This window comes from Bacillota bacterium, assembly GCA_030019365.1.
Taxonomy (GTDB): Bacteria; Bacillota; Sulfobacillia; order JACIYH01; family JACIYH01; genus JACIYH01.
This window is the reverse complement of record JASEFA010000017.1, coordinates 1-15,402: the sequence shown is the minus strand read 5'-3', so window position 1 is coordinate 15,402 and position 15,402 is coordinate 1. Positions and strand designations below refer to the sequence as shown.

At 65.0% G+C, this 15,402-nt stretch carries 17 protein-coding genes; 6 read left to right on the top strand and 11 right to left on the bottom strand.

The window, feature by feature from the left end:
• Nucleotides 1-95: 95 nt before the first annotated feature.
• Nucleotides 96-1,034 carry an ornithine carbamoyltransferase gene (argF, locus tag QME70_13865; GenBank protein ID MDI6895652.1) on the bottom strand — a complete coding sequence of 313 codons (939 nt, stop codon included), beginning with the start codon at nucleotides 1,032-1,034 and terminating at the stop codon, nucleotides 96-98.
• Nucleotides 1,035-1,199: 165 nt separating this feature from the next.
• On the opposite strand from argF, the gene QME70_13860 reads away from it, so the two are divergent.
• Together QME70_13860 and QME70_13855 are read left to right on the top strand one after the other, a co-directional pair.
• A complete protein-coding gene (locus tag QME70_13860; protein ID MDI6895651.1) occupies nucleotides 1,200-2,453 on the top strand; it encodes a PucR family transcriptional regulator ligand-binding domain-containing protein in 1,254 nt (417 codons plus the stop codon).
• A 5-nt stretch (nucleotides 2,454-2,458) separates the two neighbouring features.
• Complete coding sequence (locus QME70_13855) at nucleotides 2,459-3,658, top strand: PLP-dependent aminotransferase family protein (GenBank protein ID MDI6895650.1); 1,200 nt, start codon at nucleotides 2,459-2,461, stop codon at nucleotides 3,656-3,658.
• A gap of 14 nt (nucleotides 3,659-3,672) precedes the next feature.
• Here the strand turns inward: QME70_13855 and QME70_13850 are convergent, their stop codons facing one another.
• The 6 genes from QME70_13850 to QME70_13825 all read right to left on the bottom strand — a co-directional run bounded on the left by QME70_13850 (nucleotide 3,673) and on the right by QME70_13825 (nucleotide 9,949).
• The gene (locus QME70_13850; GenBank protein ID MDI6895649.1) at nucleotides 3,673-4,374 is read right to left on the bottom strand and encodes an ABC transporter ATP-binding protein; all 702 of its coding nucleotides are present in this window, start codon (nucleotides 4,372-4,374) and stop codon (nucleotides 3,673-3,675) included.
• Entirely contained in the window at nucleotides 4,358-5,110 is a 753-nt protein-coding gene (locus QME70_13845; protein MDI6895648.1) for an ABC transporter ATP-binding protein, read from the bottom strand. Before QME70_13845 ends, QME70_13850 begins: the two co-directional genes overlap by 17 nt.
• 82 nt (nucleotides 5,111-5,192) lie before the next feature.
• On the bottom strand, nucleotides 5,193-6,158 hold the full coding sequence (locus QME70_13840; protein ID MDI6895647.1) for a branched-chain amino acid ABC transporter permease: 966 nt from the start codon (nucleotides 6,156-6,158) through the stop codon (nucleotides 5,193-5,195).
• Nucleotides 6,159-6,167: 9 nt separating this feature from the next.
• Nucleotides 6,168-7,049: a branched-chain amino acid ABC transporter permease gene (locus QME70_13835; GenBank protein MDI6895646.1), complete on the bottom strand. Its 882-nt coding sequence runs from the start codon at nucleotides 7,047-7,049 to the stop codon at nucleotides 6,168-6,170.
• Between the two features lie 78 nt (nucleotides 7,050-7,127).
• Nucleotides 7,128-8,294, bottom strand: coding sequence for an ABC transporter substrate-binding protein (locus QME70_13830; protein MDI6895645.1), 1,167 nt, complete (start codon nucleotides 8,292-8,294; stop codon nucleotides 7,128-7,130).
• A 269-nt stretch (nucleotides 8,295-8,563) separates the two neighbouring features.
• Nucleotides 8,564-9,949, bottom strand: coding sequence for a M14 family zinc carboxypeptidase (locus QME70_13825; GenBank protein ID MDI6895644.1), 1,386 nt, complete (start codon nucleotides 9,947-9,949; stop codon nucleotides 8,564-8,566).
• A gap of 271 nt (nucleotides 9,950-10,220) precedes the next feature.
• Between QME70_13825 and QME70_13820 the strand changes: the two genes are divergently transcribed.
• Complete coding sequence (locus QME70_13820; GenBank protein ID MDI6895643.1) at nucleotides 10,221-10,358, top strand: hypothetical protein; 138 nt, start codon at nucleotides 10,221-10,223, stop codon at nucleotides 10,356-10,358.
• A 148-nt stretch (nucleotides 10,359-10,506) separates the two neighbouring features.
• On the opposite strand, the gene QME70_13815 is transcribed toward QME70_13820, so the two are convergent.
• Nucleotides 10,507-11,007, bottom strand: coding sequence for a hypothetical protein (locus QME70_13815; protein MDI6895642.1), 501 nt, complete (start codon nucleotides 11,005-11,007; stop codon nucleotides 10,507-10,509).
• A gap of 616 nt (nucleotides 11,008-11,623) precedes the next feature.
• Between QME70_13815 and pdxS the strand changes: the two genes are divergently transcribed.
• From pdxS to QME70_13800, 3 genes are all read left to right on the top strand, one after another.
• Nucleotides 11,624-12,520: a pyridoxal 5'-phosphate synthase lyase subunit PdxS gene (gene pdxS, locus QME70_13810; protein ID MDI6895641.1), complete on the top strand. Its 897-nt coding sequence runs from the start codon at nucleotides 11,624-11,626 to the stop codon at nucleotides 12,518-12,520.
• A gap of 11 nt (nucleotides 12,521-12,531) precedes the next feature.
• Nucleotides 12,532-13,107, top strand: coding sequence for a pyridoxal 5'-phosphate synthase glutaminase subunit PdxT (gene pdxT / locus QME70_13805; protein ID MDI6895640.1), 576 nt, complete (start codon nucleotides 12,532-12,534; stop codon nucleotides 13,105-13,107).
• A 190-nt stretch (nucleotides 13,108-13,297) separates the two neighbouring features.
• The gene (locus QME70_13800; GenBank protein ID MDI6895639.1) at nucleotides 13,298-13,582 is read left to right on the top strand and encodes a helix-turn-helix domain-containing protein; all 285 of its coding nucleotides are present in this window, start codon (nucleotides 13,298-13,300) and stop codon (nucleotides 13,580-13,582) included.
• Here the strand turns inward: QME70_13800 and QME70_13795 are convergent.
• From QME70_13795 to QME70_13785, 3 genes are all read right to left on the bottom strand, one after another.
• Complete coding sequence (locus tag QME70_13795) at nucleotides 13,549-13,956, bottom strand: hypothetical protein (protein MDI6895638.1); 408 nt, start codon at nucleotides 13,954-13,956, stop codon at nucleotides 13,549-13,551. The two genes, QME70_13800 and QME70_13795, sit on opposite strands and share 34 nt — an antisense overlap.
• 205 nt (nucleotides 13,957-14,161) lie before the next feature.
• Nucleotides 14,162-14,431 carry an RNA-binding protein gene (locus QME70_13790; protein MDI6895637.1) on the bottom strand — a complete coding sequence of 90 codons (270 nt, stop codon included), beginning with the start codon at nucleotides 14,429-14,431 and terminating at the stop codon, nucleotides 14,162-14,164.
• Nucleotides 14,432-14,997: 566 nt separating this feature from the next.
• On the bottom strand, nucleotides 14,998-15,267 hold the full coding sequence (locus QME70_13785; GenBank protein ID MDI6895636.1) for a MoaD/ThiS family protein: 270 nt from the start codon (nucleotides 15,265-15,267) through the stop codon (nucleotides 14,998-15,000).
• Nucleotides 15,268-15,402 lie beyond the last annotated feature (135 nt).

Sequence of the window (15,402 nt, the reverse complement as noted above, 5' to 3'; positions counted from 1 at the left end):
GGTACGAAACGGGCCCGGCGCTCCAGCAGCTCCTGCGTGCGCGGGCCGGGGACGGACGTGCGCAGCCTGATGGCTCCCATGGGTCAGACCTCCTCTCACTGCACGAGCAGGCTGAGGATCGCCTTCTCGGTGTGCATGCGGTTCTCCGCCTGGTCCCACACCACGGACTGGGGCCCCTCGATTACCTCCTCGGTCATCTCTTCACCCCGATACCCGGGGAGGCAGTGCATGAAGATGGCGTCTTCCTTCGCCAGCTTCAGATTCTCGGCGTTCACCTGGTAGGAGGCGAAGTCCCGCACCCGCTGCTCCTTGTTGGACTCCGGTCCGCCCATGCTGTGCCAGGTGTTGGCGTAGATCACATCGGCACCTTCCAGGGCCTCGCGCACATCGGCGGTGAGCACCAGTTTCGCCCCCGTCCGGCGGGCGCGCTCCCCGGCCACCCGCAAGACCTTTTCGCTCGGGTCATAGCCGGCCGGACGCGCGATGTAGACGTCGAATCCGAATGTACCTCCGCACACCAGCAGGGTGTGCGCCACGTTCCAGACGTCGCCCACGTAAGCCAGCTTCAGCCCCTCCAGACGGCCCTTCCTTTCCCGCATGGTAAGCAGGTCCGCCAGCCCCTGGCAGGGATGCTTGAGGTCGGTGAGGGCGTTGATAACCGGGTTCTTCATGTAGTAGGCAAACTCTTCCACAATCTCCTGCCCAAAGGTGCGTATGACCAGGGCATCGCAGTACCGGTCTATTACCCGCGCGGTGTCCCTGATGGGTTCTCCCCGCCCGAGCTGCAGCTCGTCCGGCCGCATGTAGAAAGACTGGGCCCCCAGGTGGGCAACTGCGGCCTGGAAAGACACCCGGGTGCGCGTCGACTTCTTTTCGAAGATGATGGCAATGGCCCTTCCGCGCAGGTATTCGTGCGGTTCCCGTCGTGCCCACTTGCGCTTGAAGTCGGCGGCGCTCTCCAGGATGTACTCGATCTCGTCCCGCGTGTAGTCCATCAAGGTGAGAAAGTCCCTGCCACGAAAGTGATCCCGCATGGGAGCGATACCTCCTCCTCCCTCGGCTTTGCGCGGGATGATTTCGCTCCCCTCCCGCCCGTCCCCTGGTCCGACAGCACAAAGATTTCCCTTATCTTTTGAATCCCCGTCCAAAGCGGGCAGGTTTGGGGCGGGGCGGTGCCGAAATGCATAGCCGGTGGGACGATGCTGACCGTAGGCGAAGCACTGGGGATCGGGGTCATGCAACGGGCGCGGGTGATCGCCGGGACGGGCGGCCTTGACAGGATCATCCGCTCCATAACCATCATGGATACGCCCGACATCAAGAACTGGTTGCGGGGCGGAGAGCTCCTGCTCAGCAACATCTTTGTAATCAGGGACAGCCCGGAGCAGCAGATCCGCCTGGTACAGGACCTGGCCGAGTCCGGGGCAGCGGGCCTGGGCATAAAGCTGAAGCGGTACGTGGAGTCGGTTCCGGGGAGAATGGTCGAACTCGCGGATGCCCTGAACCTCCCCCTGATCGAGATGCCCGTGGATTGCGCGTGGGTGGACGTAATGGTTCCCCTGTACACTGAGATCATAAACAGGCAGGCAGCCCGGCTGGCCCGGGCGCAGGAGATCAGGTTCACGAACGCATTCCTCTGGGATCTCCTGAACGGGTACGTGACCTCCCTCGAAGTGCTGGAATCGAGGGCCCGGTACGTTGGCATGCCCCTGGCCTCGGCCTATGCCGTGATGGTGCTGGACATCGACGGATTCGAGCGCTTCTACCTGCAGGTCCTGCAGCGGGACGAGGGCAGGGCCCAGGAGTTACGGGAGCGATTCGTGCGAATCGTGCGGTCGGCGTCAGGTCACCATCTGCCCAGGAGCCTGGCCATGGACCTGAGCGACAGCGTAACGGTTCTCGCCCCCGTGCCCTCGCACACCGACCCGGCCGACCTCCTCCGGGTGGCGGGCCTGATCAAGAACGAAGTCGTCAAAGCCTCCCCCGGCATCACCGTATCGGTGGGTATCAGCCGCCTGTGCCAGCACCCGCTCCATATTCCGCGTGCCTACCGGGAGGCTCGCCAGGCCGTGGCCCTGGGGAGAGAGCTCAGGGGTGCCGGCCACACCACCGGGTACCACGAGCTGGGAAGCTACCGGGTGCTCCTGAGCCAGGGAGATCGCTCGGAAGTGGAGGCCTTCTGCCGGGAAATCACGGGGCCCCTGGAGGAATACGAAAAGAAGCACCCGGGCCTGGTGGAGACCCTGGCCACCTTCCTGCGTTGCAACTGTGACCCGGGCCGGTGTGCCCGCCAGCTGTTCGTGCACCCCAATACGGTGCGGTACCGCTTGCGCAAGGTCGAGGCGCTCTGCGGCGTTTCCCTGGACAACCAGGAGCACCGCTTCAACCTGCAACTGGCCCTGAAGCTCCGCCGCCTCGTCCACCCCGAAAACCATCCCCCAAAGGAGGAGTAACCACGATGCAGGATGCCTGGCTGGGGCCATTCTTGAGCGAGGGGATGAAGCACATCGGGCCTCCCCCCGAGTCTCTGCCCCCGGGAGCGGACGGAAGGCTGATCCCCCTCTCCTGGGGATACCCGAGTCCCGATTCCTTTCCGCTGGAGGAAATGGCACGGGCCCTGCGTCTCACCCTGGAAGAGGAGGGGGCGGCCAGCCTGCAGTACTCCGGCGGCCCCTCCTGCGCCCGCCTGCGCGAGGTGCTTGCTCACCTGGTCCTGGCCAGGAGGATCCACTGCGGGCCGGAGGACATCCTGGTGACCACCGGCTCCAACCAGGCCATCGACCTGGTCGCCCGCGCCTTCGTGGATCCGGGAGACGTGGTGCTGGTCGAGGACCCCACCTTCTTCACCGCCCTGCGCATATTCCAGTCCCGGGCCGCCCGGGTGCGGGGAATCACCGTGGAGGAGGATGGCCTGTCGGTGGCGGAACTGGAGCAGGTGCTGCATGATCTGAACAGGAAGGGAGAGCGCGTCAAGGTGCTCTACCTCATCCCCTCGTTCCAAAACCCCACCGGCAGGACCCTGGGGCCCCGCAAACGCGCCCGTATCGTCGAACTGGCGCAGCGCTATGATTTCCTGATCCTGGAGGACGACGCCTACGGCCTGCTGTACTACGACTCACCCCCGCCTCCGGCCCTGAAGAGCACTGATGACGAGGGGCGGGTCATATACGTCAGCACGCTCTCGAAGCTGATCGCTCCGGGCATCCGCCTGGGATGGGCGGTGGCACCCCCGCCGGTCCTGTCCGCGCTCAGGCAGGTCAAGCTGGACGCCGGCACCAGCCCGTTCATGCAGGCCTTCGCTTACCGCCTGTGGGAGCAGATAGGGGAAGCCCGCGCCGACTGGCTGCGGAGCCTTTACCGCCCCCGCCGGGACGCCATGCTCGCCGCCCTGGAGAAGGAGTCCCCCGGGGGTTTCCGCTGGACCAGGCCCGGGGGAGGCTTCTTCATCTGGGTGGAGGGACCCGCGGGCTTCGACGCTGCCAGCTTCCGCCCGCTGGCCTCCGGATCAGGGGTGGACTTTATCCCCGGAGCAAACTTCAGTGGAGACGGAAAGGCGAGGGCCGGGATGCGCCTTTGCTTCAGCTACTGCTCCATCCCGGAAATCGAAGAGGGGGTGTCCCGGCTCGCCCGGGCCCTGCGCCAGCACGCCGGCACCTGATCGGGCCGGTCGCGCTAACCCAGGTAAGCCCTCTTCACGTGCTCGTCCTGCATCAAGTCGCGGGCGGCGCCCTGCAGGGCAATCTCGCCCGTCTCCAGGACGTAGGCGCGGGAAGCGGTCTCCAGAGCCAGGAAGGCATTCTGCTCCACCAGCAGGATGGTCACACCCTCGTCGTGGATCCTCTTGATGATGTCGAATATCTGCTCCACCAGCATGGGTGCCAGGCCAAGGGAGGGCTCGTCCAGCAGCAAGAGGCGGGGCCTGGCCATGAGGCCCCTGCCGATGGCCAACATCTGTTGCTCGCCCCCGGACAGGGTGCCCGCGGGCTGAGACAACCGCTCCTTCAGAATGGGGAAGTAGCCGAACACCGTGTCCAGGTCCTCTCGCACGCGCTGGCGGTCCCGCCGGCGGAAAGCGCCCATCTCCAGGTTCTCCAGTACGGTCATGCGCGGGAAAACGCGCCTGCCTTCCGGGACCTGAGAGATGCCCAGGCTGACGATGGAGGCAGGGCGCATGCGGGTGATATCCACCGAGTCAAAGACTATGCGGCCGGAAGCAGGCCTCGCCAGCCCGGAGATGGCCTTGAGCGTGGTGGTCTTCCCGGCCCCGTTGGCACCGATGAGGGTAACGATCTCTCCCTCTCTGACCTCCAGGGAGATACTCTTGAGAGCGCGGACGCTTCCGTAGTTGACCCGCACATCAGTTAGGGCCAGCATGGTCCCTCGCCCTCCTCCCCAGATAAGCCTCAATCACCCGCACGTCATTCTGTACGGTGGCGGGCGTCCCCTCGCTGATCTTCCGCCCGAAGTTGAGCACCGCTATCCACTCGCATATACCCATTACCACCTTCATGTCATGTTCGACCAGCAGGATGGTCACCCCGCGATCCCGCAGCTGAGCGATGAGGTCCATCAGGTGAGCGGTCTCCTGCGGGTTCATGCCGGCAGCCGGCTCATCCAGGAGGAGAAGCCGTGGCCGGGAAGCCATGGCACGCACGATTTCCAGCTCTCGCTGCAGACCATATGGCAGGTTGCGAGCATGCTGGCGGGCATGGGATGTCAACCCGAACATCTCCAGCAGTTCCTCAGCCATGGCCATCGCTTCCTTCTCACAGCGGCGCCTGCGCCCCGTGTTGCAGAAGTCGTCCCACACCGGGTTTCCGATGCGGGTGTGACAGCCCACCAGCACATTTTCGAAGACGCTCATGTCCCTGAAGAGCCGGATGTTCTGAAAGGTGCGGGCAATGCCCAACCGGTTGACGGCATCAGGTTTCAGCCCCGTTATGTCCCGGCCGCCAAAGACGATCCGGCCTTCGCTGGGACGGTATATGCCGCTGATCAGGTTGAACACGGTGGTCTTTCCGGATCCGTTGGGGCCGATGAGGCCCATGATGCGACCCGGCTCGAACGTCAGGTCGACCGAGTCGAGCGCCTTGAGCCCTCCGAATCTCATGCTCACCGAACTGAGCTGGAGCAGTACCTCACCCACCGCATTCCCTCCGGCACCGCCACATTCGTTCATGCATCACGGGCAGTTACCCTCCCTCCGGCGGACGCGCGAGCCGCTTGTTGAGCTCTCCCGCCAGGCCACCGGGGAAGAAGACGGCCACCAGGAACAGGAGGACGCCATACAGGATCAGTCGATAGTCCGCCAGGATGCGCATGGTCTCCAGGAGGTAGGTGAGACCCACGGCACCCACCACCGGCCCCACCAGAGTTCCCATCCCCCCCACCGCCACCATCATGAGGATGTATATGGACTCGCCCACGGTGAAGGAATCGGGGCTGACAAACCCGATGTAGTGGGCGTATAAGCTCCCTGCCACCCCCGCCAGCACCGCACCGAAAGTGAAGGCCAGTACCTTGTAGAAGGCCAGGTTGATGCCCATCACCTCCGCGGCCACCTGATCCTCCCGGATGGCGACCAGGGCGCGGCCGGTCCGGGAGTTGACCAGGTTGCGGATGATGACCAGAGTCAGGCAAACGATGGGAAGCAGCAGGTAGTAATACGCCGCCTTGCTCTCGAAGGAAATGGACCCCAGACCGGGAAGGTAGATCGGGCTCATGCGCGGTACCCCCGTCAGCCCCATGGGTCCCCTGGTCAGGCCAACCCAGTTGACCAGGACGTGCCGGATGATCTCCCCGAAGCCGAGACTGGCAATGACCAGGTAAGGCCCCTTCAGCCTGAGCGCTGGAACACCCAGCAACACACCGGCCGCTCCGGCCAGCACCCCGCCAGCCAGGAGGCCGAGCCAGGTGTTCCAGCCCAGTTTGAGGGAAAGGAGGGCAGAGGCGTAGGCCCCGATGCCGAAAAAGCCGGCATGGGCCAGGGAGAGCTGCCCGGCGTACCCGGTGAGCACGTTCAGCCCCGAGGCAAGCAGGACATAGATGAGGGACATGACGGCCACGTGCACGTAGTACGCCTTGAGGCCCAAAACCGGGAAGACGAGCGCGAGAACGGCCACGGCAACCCCTGCGATCACCAGCATGCGACGCTTCATGCCGCGCACCTAAACCTTCTCCACCGCATGCCTTCCGAACAACCCCGAAGGCCTGAATACCAGCACGAGGATGAGGATGACGAACGAAACGATCTCCTTGTAGAAGGACGACAGGAACCCGGCCGTAAGGCTCTCCGCCAGTCCCAGCAGAAACCCGCCCACTATGGCACCCTCCACGTTGCCCAGCCCGCCCATGATCACCACCGCAAACGCTTTGGACACCGCCTGAATGCTCATCTGCGGGTAAACCAGGAAGATGGGTCCCACCAGCGTCCCCGCGATGGCCGCCAGCGCCGCACTTACCGCGGACGTTATCATGGCCACGGTGCGGACTTCCACACCCATCAGGGCAGCGACCTCCATGTCTTCAGAGCATGCCCTCATGGCCTTCCCTATCCTCGCCTTCCTGATTACCACGGCCAGCGCAGCGATGACTATGGCGGTCACCACTACCACCAGGGCCCGCTGCACGGTTATGGAAACACCACCGAGGGAAATGATCCGGGAGTAAACCTCGGGGAACTTCTTGGGATCAGAGCCCCAAACCACTATGGCACCGTTCAGGAGAAAGGTGCTCAACCCCAGGGTGCCGATGATCATGTTCATGTGCGGCTTGTCCTGCAGGGGACGGAAGACGAGCCGCTCCAGGAAGACGCCCGCCGCGGCCATGGCCAGGGTGGCAACGATCAGGCCCAGGTAGAAAGGAAGTCCCTTCACCGCTACGAAGTAGAACCCGGCAAATGCACCCAGCATGTATATCTCGCCGTGGGCCCAGTTCACCAGGCCCAGTATGCCGTAAAGCATGGTGAGACCCAGGGCGATGAGGGCATATGTGCTCCCCAGCACCAATCCGTTGATCACCTGCTGGAGTACCTGAGCAAGCAATGCCACCGCGGCCTCCCGTACGAGCCTTTTCCGGCCAGGCCGGGGGGCAGGGAGTACCGCCCCCCGCCCCCCGGCCTCAGATGTCTACTTGGGGTACAGGATTACCTTCTTGTGGTTCCTCCACTGGACTATGAACACCTTCTTGTCCGCCTGGCCCTTCTCGTCGAACGTGGTCGGCCCCTGCACACCCGGCAGATCCTTGACCTTGGCCAGCTCGTCCCTCACCGCCTGCCGCCACTCGGCCAGGTTCTTGTGCTTGGTGCCCGCCCGGGTGAGCGCTTCCTTGGCGATGTAGACTGCCTCGTACGACGCCGCGGCGAACATGTCTGGATCCTTGGCGTACCTGGCCTTGTATGCCTCGATGAACTTGCGCGCCAACGGATTGGCCGCCCCCGCCTCGAAATAGCTGGTGACGATCATGCCCTCGTTGGACCCGGCAGCCAACTGGTCAAACTCGGGGGTGGAGACGCCGCCCAGGCCGAACAGCTGGACGTTGAGCTTGACCTCCTGGGCCTGGCGGGTAATCTGCGCGCCCTCCGTCAGGTTCCCGCCGATGAGCAGGGCTTCAGGGGCAGCAGCCTTGATCTTGGTCAACTGCGCGTAGAAGTCGGTATCGCCGACGTTGTATGCCTCCACGTTGGTGATGGTGCCCCCGTACTTCCTGGTGGCTTCCACGAACACCTCGGCGATACCCCTGCCGTAGTCCGTGTTCTCGTGGATGACCGCGAACTTCTTGAGGGGCATATTCTGGAAGATGTAGTCGGCGAGCTGGTTGACCTGCATGGGATTTGTGGCGCAGTTCCTGAAGATCCACTTGTTGCCGCTTTCCGTTATGGCCGTGGCCACAGCAACCGGGTCGATCTGGGGGGTCTTTTCCCTCTCCGTGACCTTCATGTGGGCCAGCACGCACGGGCTGTTGTACGCACCAATCACCAGGACGACCTCGTCCTTGGTGGTCAACTTCTCGGCCGCAGCTACGGATTGGGCCGGGACCGAAGCATCGTCCTCAAAGGTGGGCTGCAACGTCCTTCCGTCGATCCCACCGGCCTTGTTGATCTCCTCGACCGCCAGCTCGACTCCTTCCTTCATGCTGGTGCCGGGCTTGGCACACGTACCCGTCAGGGGAGCGATCACCCCGATCTTGATGGGCTCCTTGCTCGCTCCGCCGCCACACCCCACCAGGACACCGGTCACGAACACGGCCAGCACCAGCACGGCGCTCAACCTCAGAACTCGTCCACCAGCCCTCATGACCACCCTCCTCCCTTGTGGGCGTAACCTGATCGCCATCATCGCACGCGCTAGACCCAGGCGTGACACCCGGATACAGTCCCTCGCAACCCCCGGTGTCTCATCCTCCTCCCTGCCGCACATCGTGTGGCCCACTCCTGCCGTGCGATACAGATAGCGACTAATTCTATCAGCACCAGGACCTCTCCTTGTGCGATCTCGCAAAAAGTCAGGGCCATTGTTGTTCAGACGTACATAACGGTCCACTGCGCGTCCAGACGGTCGCTCCTCTAATCGCCAGCATCACCGCCCGCCCCTCCTTCCGTAACGTAGCCGGCAGCCTCCAGGGCGCTGGCCAGTTGCACGGCCACCAGCTTGCGGATGGGGATGGGCCGCCAGTTGAGCTGGGACTCCAGCTCCGCGGCGCGCCGCTCCAGTTCCCGGTATACCTCCGCGCGCACGGTCTCGAGCTCGCCCGCCCATCCCCCCGCGGCGGCGAGCTGGTGCTCGATGGCGCGGTGGAGCAGGCCCAGGAGCAGCAGCCGGTAGAAGCGCGTCACCTGCAGGTTGTCGAACTTCTCGGCCACCGTGGCCGGGCGCGCCAGCTCGGGGTCGCTCTCGGCCCAGCGACGCTTGGCCTCCAGGCCCTCCCGGCCCCGGCGGAGGAAGTCACTCAAGGCGGTCACGAAGGGACTGGGCGCGGTCAGGCGGTCGCGAACCCGGGCGAAGACCTGCTCCACGTAGTCGCGCGCCTGGGCGTCGATTTCCACCGAGGCGAGGACCGCCTCGCGCCGGGAGACATCGGCGGGGGAAGTATCCTCAATGCGGGGGTCGTAGAAGTAGGGCACTTCGCACACCAGCACGAAGCTCCCCGCCACCTCGCGAGCGTAGTCGACCGACGACGTGCCCGCGCTGATGATGGTGGCCGGATCCTTGCCCGCGTACTTCTCATAGTAGTCGTAGGTGTCGCGCGTCCCCGGCATCTCGAAGATGGCCTGGGCGTATTTCTTCGCGAAGGGCATCTCGGGCTCGCCCAGGCTGAGCGGGACCCTCTGCTCCCGCGCGATCCCGTGGAAGCGCTCATAAAGGGGCGGGCAGGACCGCGACACGTACCAGTAGACCCCACCGAAACCGGCGTTGTGCAGGGAGTACATGAAGTGGGGCCGGGCGAGGTCGATGAGGTGCATGAGCGCCTGCGTCTCCGGGATGGGCTTCTCCCACACCAGGGTCTTGTAGCGGATGGGGAAGGTCCACTCCGCCTGCTCGAATCCGGCCGGCCGGTAATAGTGCCGGGCGTAGTTGAACAGGGTGAAGGGACCGCCGAACCACCCCTCATTCAACCTGGTGCCGTCGGGGTCGATGGACTTCACCAGGTACCAGGTGTAGCCCAGCTTCTCGCGCAACCCGGCGTCTTCGGCCAGTCGCCAGGAGAGGTACTCCAGCATCATGGCGCCTATGGGTTCGTTGGGATGGGGACATCCGAACAGCACCGCCCGCCGGGGCCCCGACCCGATCCTGAGCGCCCGGATCATGTGCCCCGCCCGGGAACGCCCGATGTCCACCAGGTGTGCAACCCCCGGGTACCGCTCCCGCAGGCGTTCAGAACTCTCTTCCATCTCATCCACGGTCAGGAAGCGCTCGTAATCGGGAATGGCATCGCACACATCCCGCCACACCAAGGGACCACGCCTCCCTTCGACAAATCGATAACAGCAGGGGTAGTTCTCGGGTAATGCGAAAACTCCTGCCCCGCCGAGAAGGAATCCTTATGCCCGCGCATGCCGGACGTCTCCGTGCGGGCGGGCATCCTGAACATGCTGGCCGACCTGGCCGCCCAGGGAGCGGCCATCCTCTTCATCACCCACGATGTGGCCGTAGCCCGCTACCTGGCCCGGAGCATCGCGGTCATGTACCTGGGCAGGGTTGTGGAGCGGGCCCGCGGACGAGGTGCTGGAACATCCGGGGCATCCGTACACGCGCCCGCTCATCGCCAGCGCACCCTCTCCCGACCCGGCGGAGCGCCTGGCCGGACCCCACCCGGCTGGCGTCGAGTCCCGGCTCGTGGCCTCCCACCTTGAGCTTTAGCGACTGTCTCCTCTCCGCTAAGCTCACGGCATCACACGGGGGGCCGGACGCCTCACCCACGTCCGGCCCCCAACTCTACCCGTAAGCCCCGCGGCCCGCACCAGGGAACGCCCCTCGCCGCTCCCGCTCCGGCACGGGCGGAGCAGCCTTATCCCGCTTTCTCCCGCACCCGGTACTCCAGGTCTGCCAGGCGCCTTGTTACCAGATCGTTCCACACCCTCAGGAGGGCCCGCACATCCCGCATTTCCGCCCTGACTTCCTCGTACTGGCGGTCGATCGCGCCGTACAGAACCGAGTGACCTTCCGCTACCAGGCGGACCTGGTCCTGAACCGATTCTGCCACGACACCCAGGTGGCTCGTCTGCGAGCGCAGGGCAGCTAGCTCCGATTCCACCCGGGCCACCCGCTCGCCCAGCGCAGCAACCTCCGACTCCACCCGCGCCACCCGCTCGCCCAGCGCAGCAACCTCCGACTCCACCCGCGCCAGCCGTCCATCGAGAGAACCGACCCGCTGCTCAAGCCCACCGATCCGCTGCTCAAGCCCACCGACCCGCTGCTCAAGGGCATCCATCCGATGCTCGAGCGCATCCATCCGCCGGTCGAGCCGCCCGAAGCGATCCTCCAGAAACGCCCGCAACTCATCATCCACGGCTCTTACCTCCCACACTTTGGGAGCCGCTGACGCCATAATCTGAATTCGGCCTTCGGGCGCAATCTCCTGCCGGGTCGAGAGCCCGCCAAACCAGCCGGCCTTCCCCGAAGGGCACAAGCCGCGTGCACGCTGCAACCCCAACCTACCGCTGCTTCGAGGGACTGCCCCCTCGTACTCGTCCAGGGAGTGACCGCCTCGCCCACGCTCCTAGCCCATCCAGAGTGGGCACTCCCAGGTAAGCGTCAACCGTTCCTATTGCGAACCCGCGTGACAATACATCCTTCTGCGCTTTCCTGTGGTATAATCGGCGCAGGTGGTAGCCTTCGGGGCCGGGTGAGGGAGGCGTCTTCCCAAGTCCCGACCGGTGGTGATGCCCCTGCCTGGCGCGGGGGACGAGCCCATCAGCCCCAGCGGTTGACTCCGGTGGGAATCCGGGGCCGACAGTAAAGTCTGAGTGGGAGAAGGCGCTCAGAATACAGGGCACAGTTGTGCTGCCCTGGTTCTCGCCAGAAGGGCCCCCTCCACCGGAGGGGGCCTTTGGTAACCCTCCACCGGCGGGGCTTCTCATAACCCTCGCTACCCGGCACCTCGGAGGCAAAAGGGGGGTTAGACCATGGTAGTGACGGCACCGGAAACAGGAACCTGGCGGGTCAAGAAGGGGCTGGCGGAAATGCTCAAAGGGGGCGTCATCATGGACGTCACCACCCCCGAGCAGGCGAAGATAGCTGAAGAAGCGGGAGCAGTGGCGGTGATGGCCCTGGAGCGCGTCCCGGCGGACATCAGGGCCGCGGGCGGGGTTGCCCGGATGGCCGATCCCACCGTGATCCTGCGCATCATGGAGAAGGTCACCATCCCGGTGATGGCCAAGGTGCGCATCGGCCATTTCGTGGAAGCGCAGATTCTGCAGGCCCTGGAGGTCGACTACATTGACGAGTCGGAGGTGTTGACCCCCGCCGACGAGCAACTCCACATCGACAAGCACTGCTTCACCGTTCCCTTCGTATGCGGCGCCCGCAACCTGGGAGAGGCCCTGCGGCGCATCGCCGAAGGGGCAGCCATGATCCGCACCAAGGGCGAGGCGGGGACGGGCAACGTCGTCGAAGCCGTGCGCCACATGCGCATCATCAACGACGGGATCCGGCGCGTACGCACCTGCCCGGCAGAGGAACTGGTATCCCTGGCCCGGGAGATGGGCGCCCCTGTGGAGCTGCTGCAGGAGGTGCGCAAACTGGGCAGGTTACCGGTGGTGAACTTCGCCGCCGGCGGTATCGCCACCCCCGCGGATGCCGCCATGATGATGCAACTCGGGGCGGACGGCGTCTTCGTGGGCTCCGGCATCTTCAAGTCCAAGAATCCGCCCGCACGGGCCAGAGCCATCGTGCTGGCCACCACGCACTACAACGACCCCCGCATCCTGGCGGAGGTCTCAAAGGATCTGGGCGAAGCCATGCCGGGGCTCGAGATGGCCGCCATCCCTGAATCTCAGAGGATGCAGGCGCGGGGATGGTAGGGGGTGCGAACGTGAAGATAGGCGTCCTCGACCTGCAGGGGGCCGTGCTGGAGCACGTGCGTGCCGTGGAATCGGCAGGCGCAGAGGCGGTGCGGGTCAAGAAGGTCGACCACCTGGCCGGGCTGGACGGGCTCATCGTCCCCGGAGGAGAAAGCACCACCATGGGCCGGCTCATGGAGGAATACGGGTTCCTGGATCCGTTGCGGGCCATGGGCGAGAGCGGTCTCCCTATCTTCGGAACCTGCGCCGGTATGATCATGCTGGCGCGGGACATCGCCGGGAGCACCCAGCCCCGCCTGGGCCTGATGGACATCACCGTGCAGCGGAACGGGTTCGGGCGCCAGCGGGACTCCTTCGAAACCGACCTGGACATCCCGGCCCTGGGAAACGACCCCTTCCGGGCCGTATTCATCCGTGCCCCTTATGTCTCGGCGGTGGGGCCGGGGGTGGTGGAAGTCCTGGCCGCCCTCGGCGACCGCATAGTGCTGTGCCGGCAGGGCAGCCTGCTGGCGTCCGCCTTCCACCCCGAACTCACGGACGACACCAGGTTGCACCGCTATTTCCTCAGCCTGGTCAGCGCTGGCTGATCGACACCGCGCGACCGGGATCGCGTGGGCAGGACCGCGCGGGCAGGGCCCCGCGGCCGCACAGCCCGGCGGACTGCCTCTCATCCTCCCGCACTTCCTTCGCAAGCACGCCGCCAACCTGCACCGCACGGTACCGGATCTCACCGCTGACGCAGCCCGCCTGCTGGAACAGTACTGGTGGCCCGGAAACGTGCGCGAACTGGAAAACGTGGCCCAGTACGTGCTGCACGCCTGCCGGGGCGAGGCGGTGGAACCTCAGCACCTGCCCGCCCGCCTCCTGCAATCGCTTCAGGCGGACAGGCCGCTCACCGCGGAAGCCCGGGTGATGAGCTCCGCGGAGTGGGAGCGGCAGGCCATCGCCGAGGGCCTGCAGCGCCTGGGCAGGACACCCCGCGCCAAAGAAATCCTGGCCCGGCAACTGGGCATGAGCCGCTCCACCATCTACCGTAAGATCAGGGAATACGGCCTCCAGTAGTTGCGCCGCATCGCCCACGGCCAGGCCACGGCGGTCGCCTTCTGGATGCGACGTCCGGTCTCCCTGTATCCCATGAGGACCGACCCCTCATGACCCCAGCCCGGGCCTGCACCGCTCGATCCCCCTGAACCACCCCCCAGGCGGCAAAACGCCTGCCGAATACGCCGAATGCGAGCCACCTTCTCCGCGTCGACCCCCGCCAGCGACCAGCCCGGCGAATACCGGCAGGAAGACTCCCACGCCTGCGAGTACCACCGAACCAGCTGATCCGGGGACGCGGAAGGGTCACCGCGCTCCTGCTCCCACCTGTTAAAGGCCCGCCATTGCTCCAGCCTCTCCCGCAGCGCCTCCCGGTCAAACCCTGCCGCCCGCACCACCCCCAGGCTCGACCTGACTTCCGTGGACCGCGTCCGAATCCCCCGGTGTGTCAATCCAAGAGACGATTGTCGTCAGGGATAGCCAGGCTCCTGGTAACAGGCCCTGGGGCGAGCTGGGTGGCCACACCCGGGGCGAGACGCAAGGGCAGCCCCCGGGCCTTGGGGGCTGCCACATCCGTTCCCTTACCGGTTGTCCGCTACGTTAGTAGCGCCTGCTCGGCCGCTCCTTGCGTTCTCTGGCCTCGTTCACCACGATCTGCCGGCCGCCCATCTCTGCCCCGTGCAAGCTCGCTATCACGGTTTCCATGCTATCGGCCGGCACCTCCACGAAAGCGAAACCGCGGGACCGACCGGTCTCGCGGTCCGTCACGATGCGCACCGATACCACCTCGGCTACGGAGCCAAAGGCAGACTCGAGGTCCTGCTGCGTGCATCCGTAAGGCAGGTTTCCGACATACAGGGTCTTTGTCATTCTCTCAGTCCTCCATTCAAACCCTCACCATAATCTGCAATCATACAAGGACCGGAGATGCAAGGCCCTCTGCACTTCGTCCATTTCCTTCTAGGATTGCGCGCACAGTATATCACGTTCTCACGCCCAGGTCCAGAGGAAATTCGTGTCCCTGTCAACTCGTGTCCCCTACTCGAAATCGGGAGCCTCACCCTTTCCGCACCCCTGCTTCCCCGTCCTTCTCCCCCAGCCGCCGGTGCACGTGGTTATCGCGCTGCCGCAAGGGTCAGTCAAACCCCCGGAGACAACGCTCTTCGCAGGAGCACTGCCACTCAATGCCGAATAGCCGCAATGTGCGCCGCTCCCGCTACGCAAGTCGCTGCCACCTTTGCTACGACGTGAGGAAGTTTCTCAGGCCGGCCTTTCCCGAGTACCTGGGACCTGCCAACTGCTACCCCGAAACCTGACCACGCCGCGACGCCAGTTGCAGCGTATGGGCGGTGAGAGCGTTTGGTGGAGACGGCATGAGTGCCGGCGACGGCCGCCGCCGACAGCAGTCGCTGGGGCCTCAGGCGTGGGGCTTGGGATCAGCCGCCTCCAACTGCGCGCACGATCAGCACACACGCACCATCCGCCAGAGAATCTGTCAGCCCAGCGGGCCTTCCGTCCACGGATACCAGCGCCACCAGGGGGCGGGATCCGCCCGGTAGTACTGCCTGCCGGAACGAGTCGCCGTGCAGTACCGAAAGCACCTCAAGCAACTGCCCTACGGTCGCCCCGTCGGGAAGCTCAACCTGTTCCCCGTCGCATCCCGCCAGCGAACTCAGGAATCCCTTGTATCCCACCGTAACCTTCAAGGACGGCCACCTCCACGGCCACAACTGGTGGCGGCAGGCGCAGGCACCCTTCGCCGGTGGCACAGCCTGAGATCTCCTAAATGATGGCCAGCTCGCGGCCTACCTTTGCGAAAGCGGCCAGGGCAAAGTCCAGGT

Coding starts and splice junctions, on each gene's coding strand:
- pdxS (MDI6895641.1), top strand. CDS start 11,624: ATGGTAGTGACGGCACCGGAAACAGGAACCTGGCGGGTCAAGAAGGGG.
- QME70_13790 (MDI6895637.1), bottom strand. CDS start 14,431: ATGACAAAGACCCTGTATGTCGGAAACCTGCCTTACGGATGCACGCAG.
- QME70_13860 (MDI6895651.1), top strand. CDS start 1,200: ATGCTGACCGTAGGCGAAGCACTGGGGATCGGGGTCATGCAACGGGCG.
- QME70_13850 (MDI6895649.1), bottom strand. CDS start 4,374: ATGCTGGCCCTAACTGATGTGCGGGTCAACTACGGAAGCGTCCGCGCT.
- QME70_13830 (MDI6895645.1), bottom strand. CDS start 8,294: ATGAGGGCTGGTGGACGAGTTCTGAGGTTGAGCGCCGTGCTGGTGCTG.
- argF (MDI6895652.1), bottom strand. CDS start 1,034: ATGCGGGATCACTTTCGTGGCAGGGACTTTCTCACCTTGATGGACTAC.
- QME70_13855 (MDI6895650.1), top strand. CDS start 2,459: ATGCAGGATGCCTGGCTGGGGCCATTCTTGAGCGAGGGGATGAAGCAC.
- QME70_13840 (MDI6895647.1), bottom strand. CDS start 6,158: ATGAAGCGTCGCATGCTGGTGATCGCAGGGGTTGCCGTGGCCGTTCTC.
- QME70_13845 (MDI6895648.1), bottom strand. CDS start 5,110: ATGAGATTCGGAGGGCTCAAGGCGCTCGACTCGGTCGACCTGACGTTC.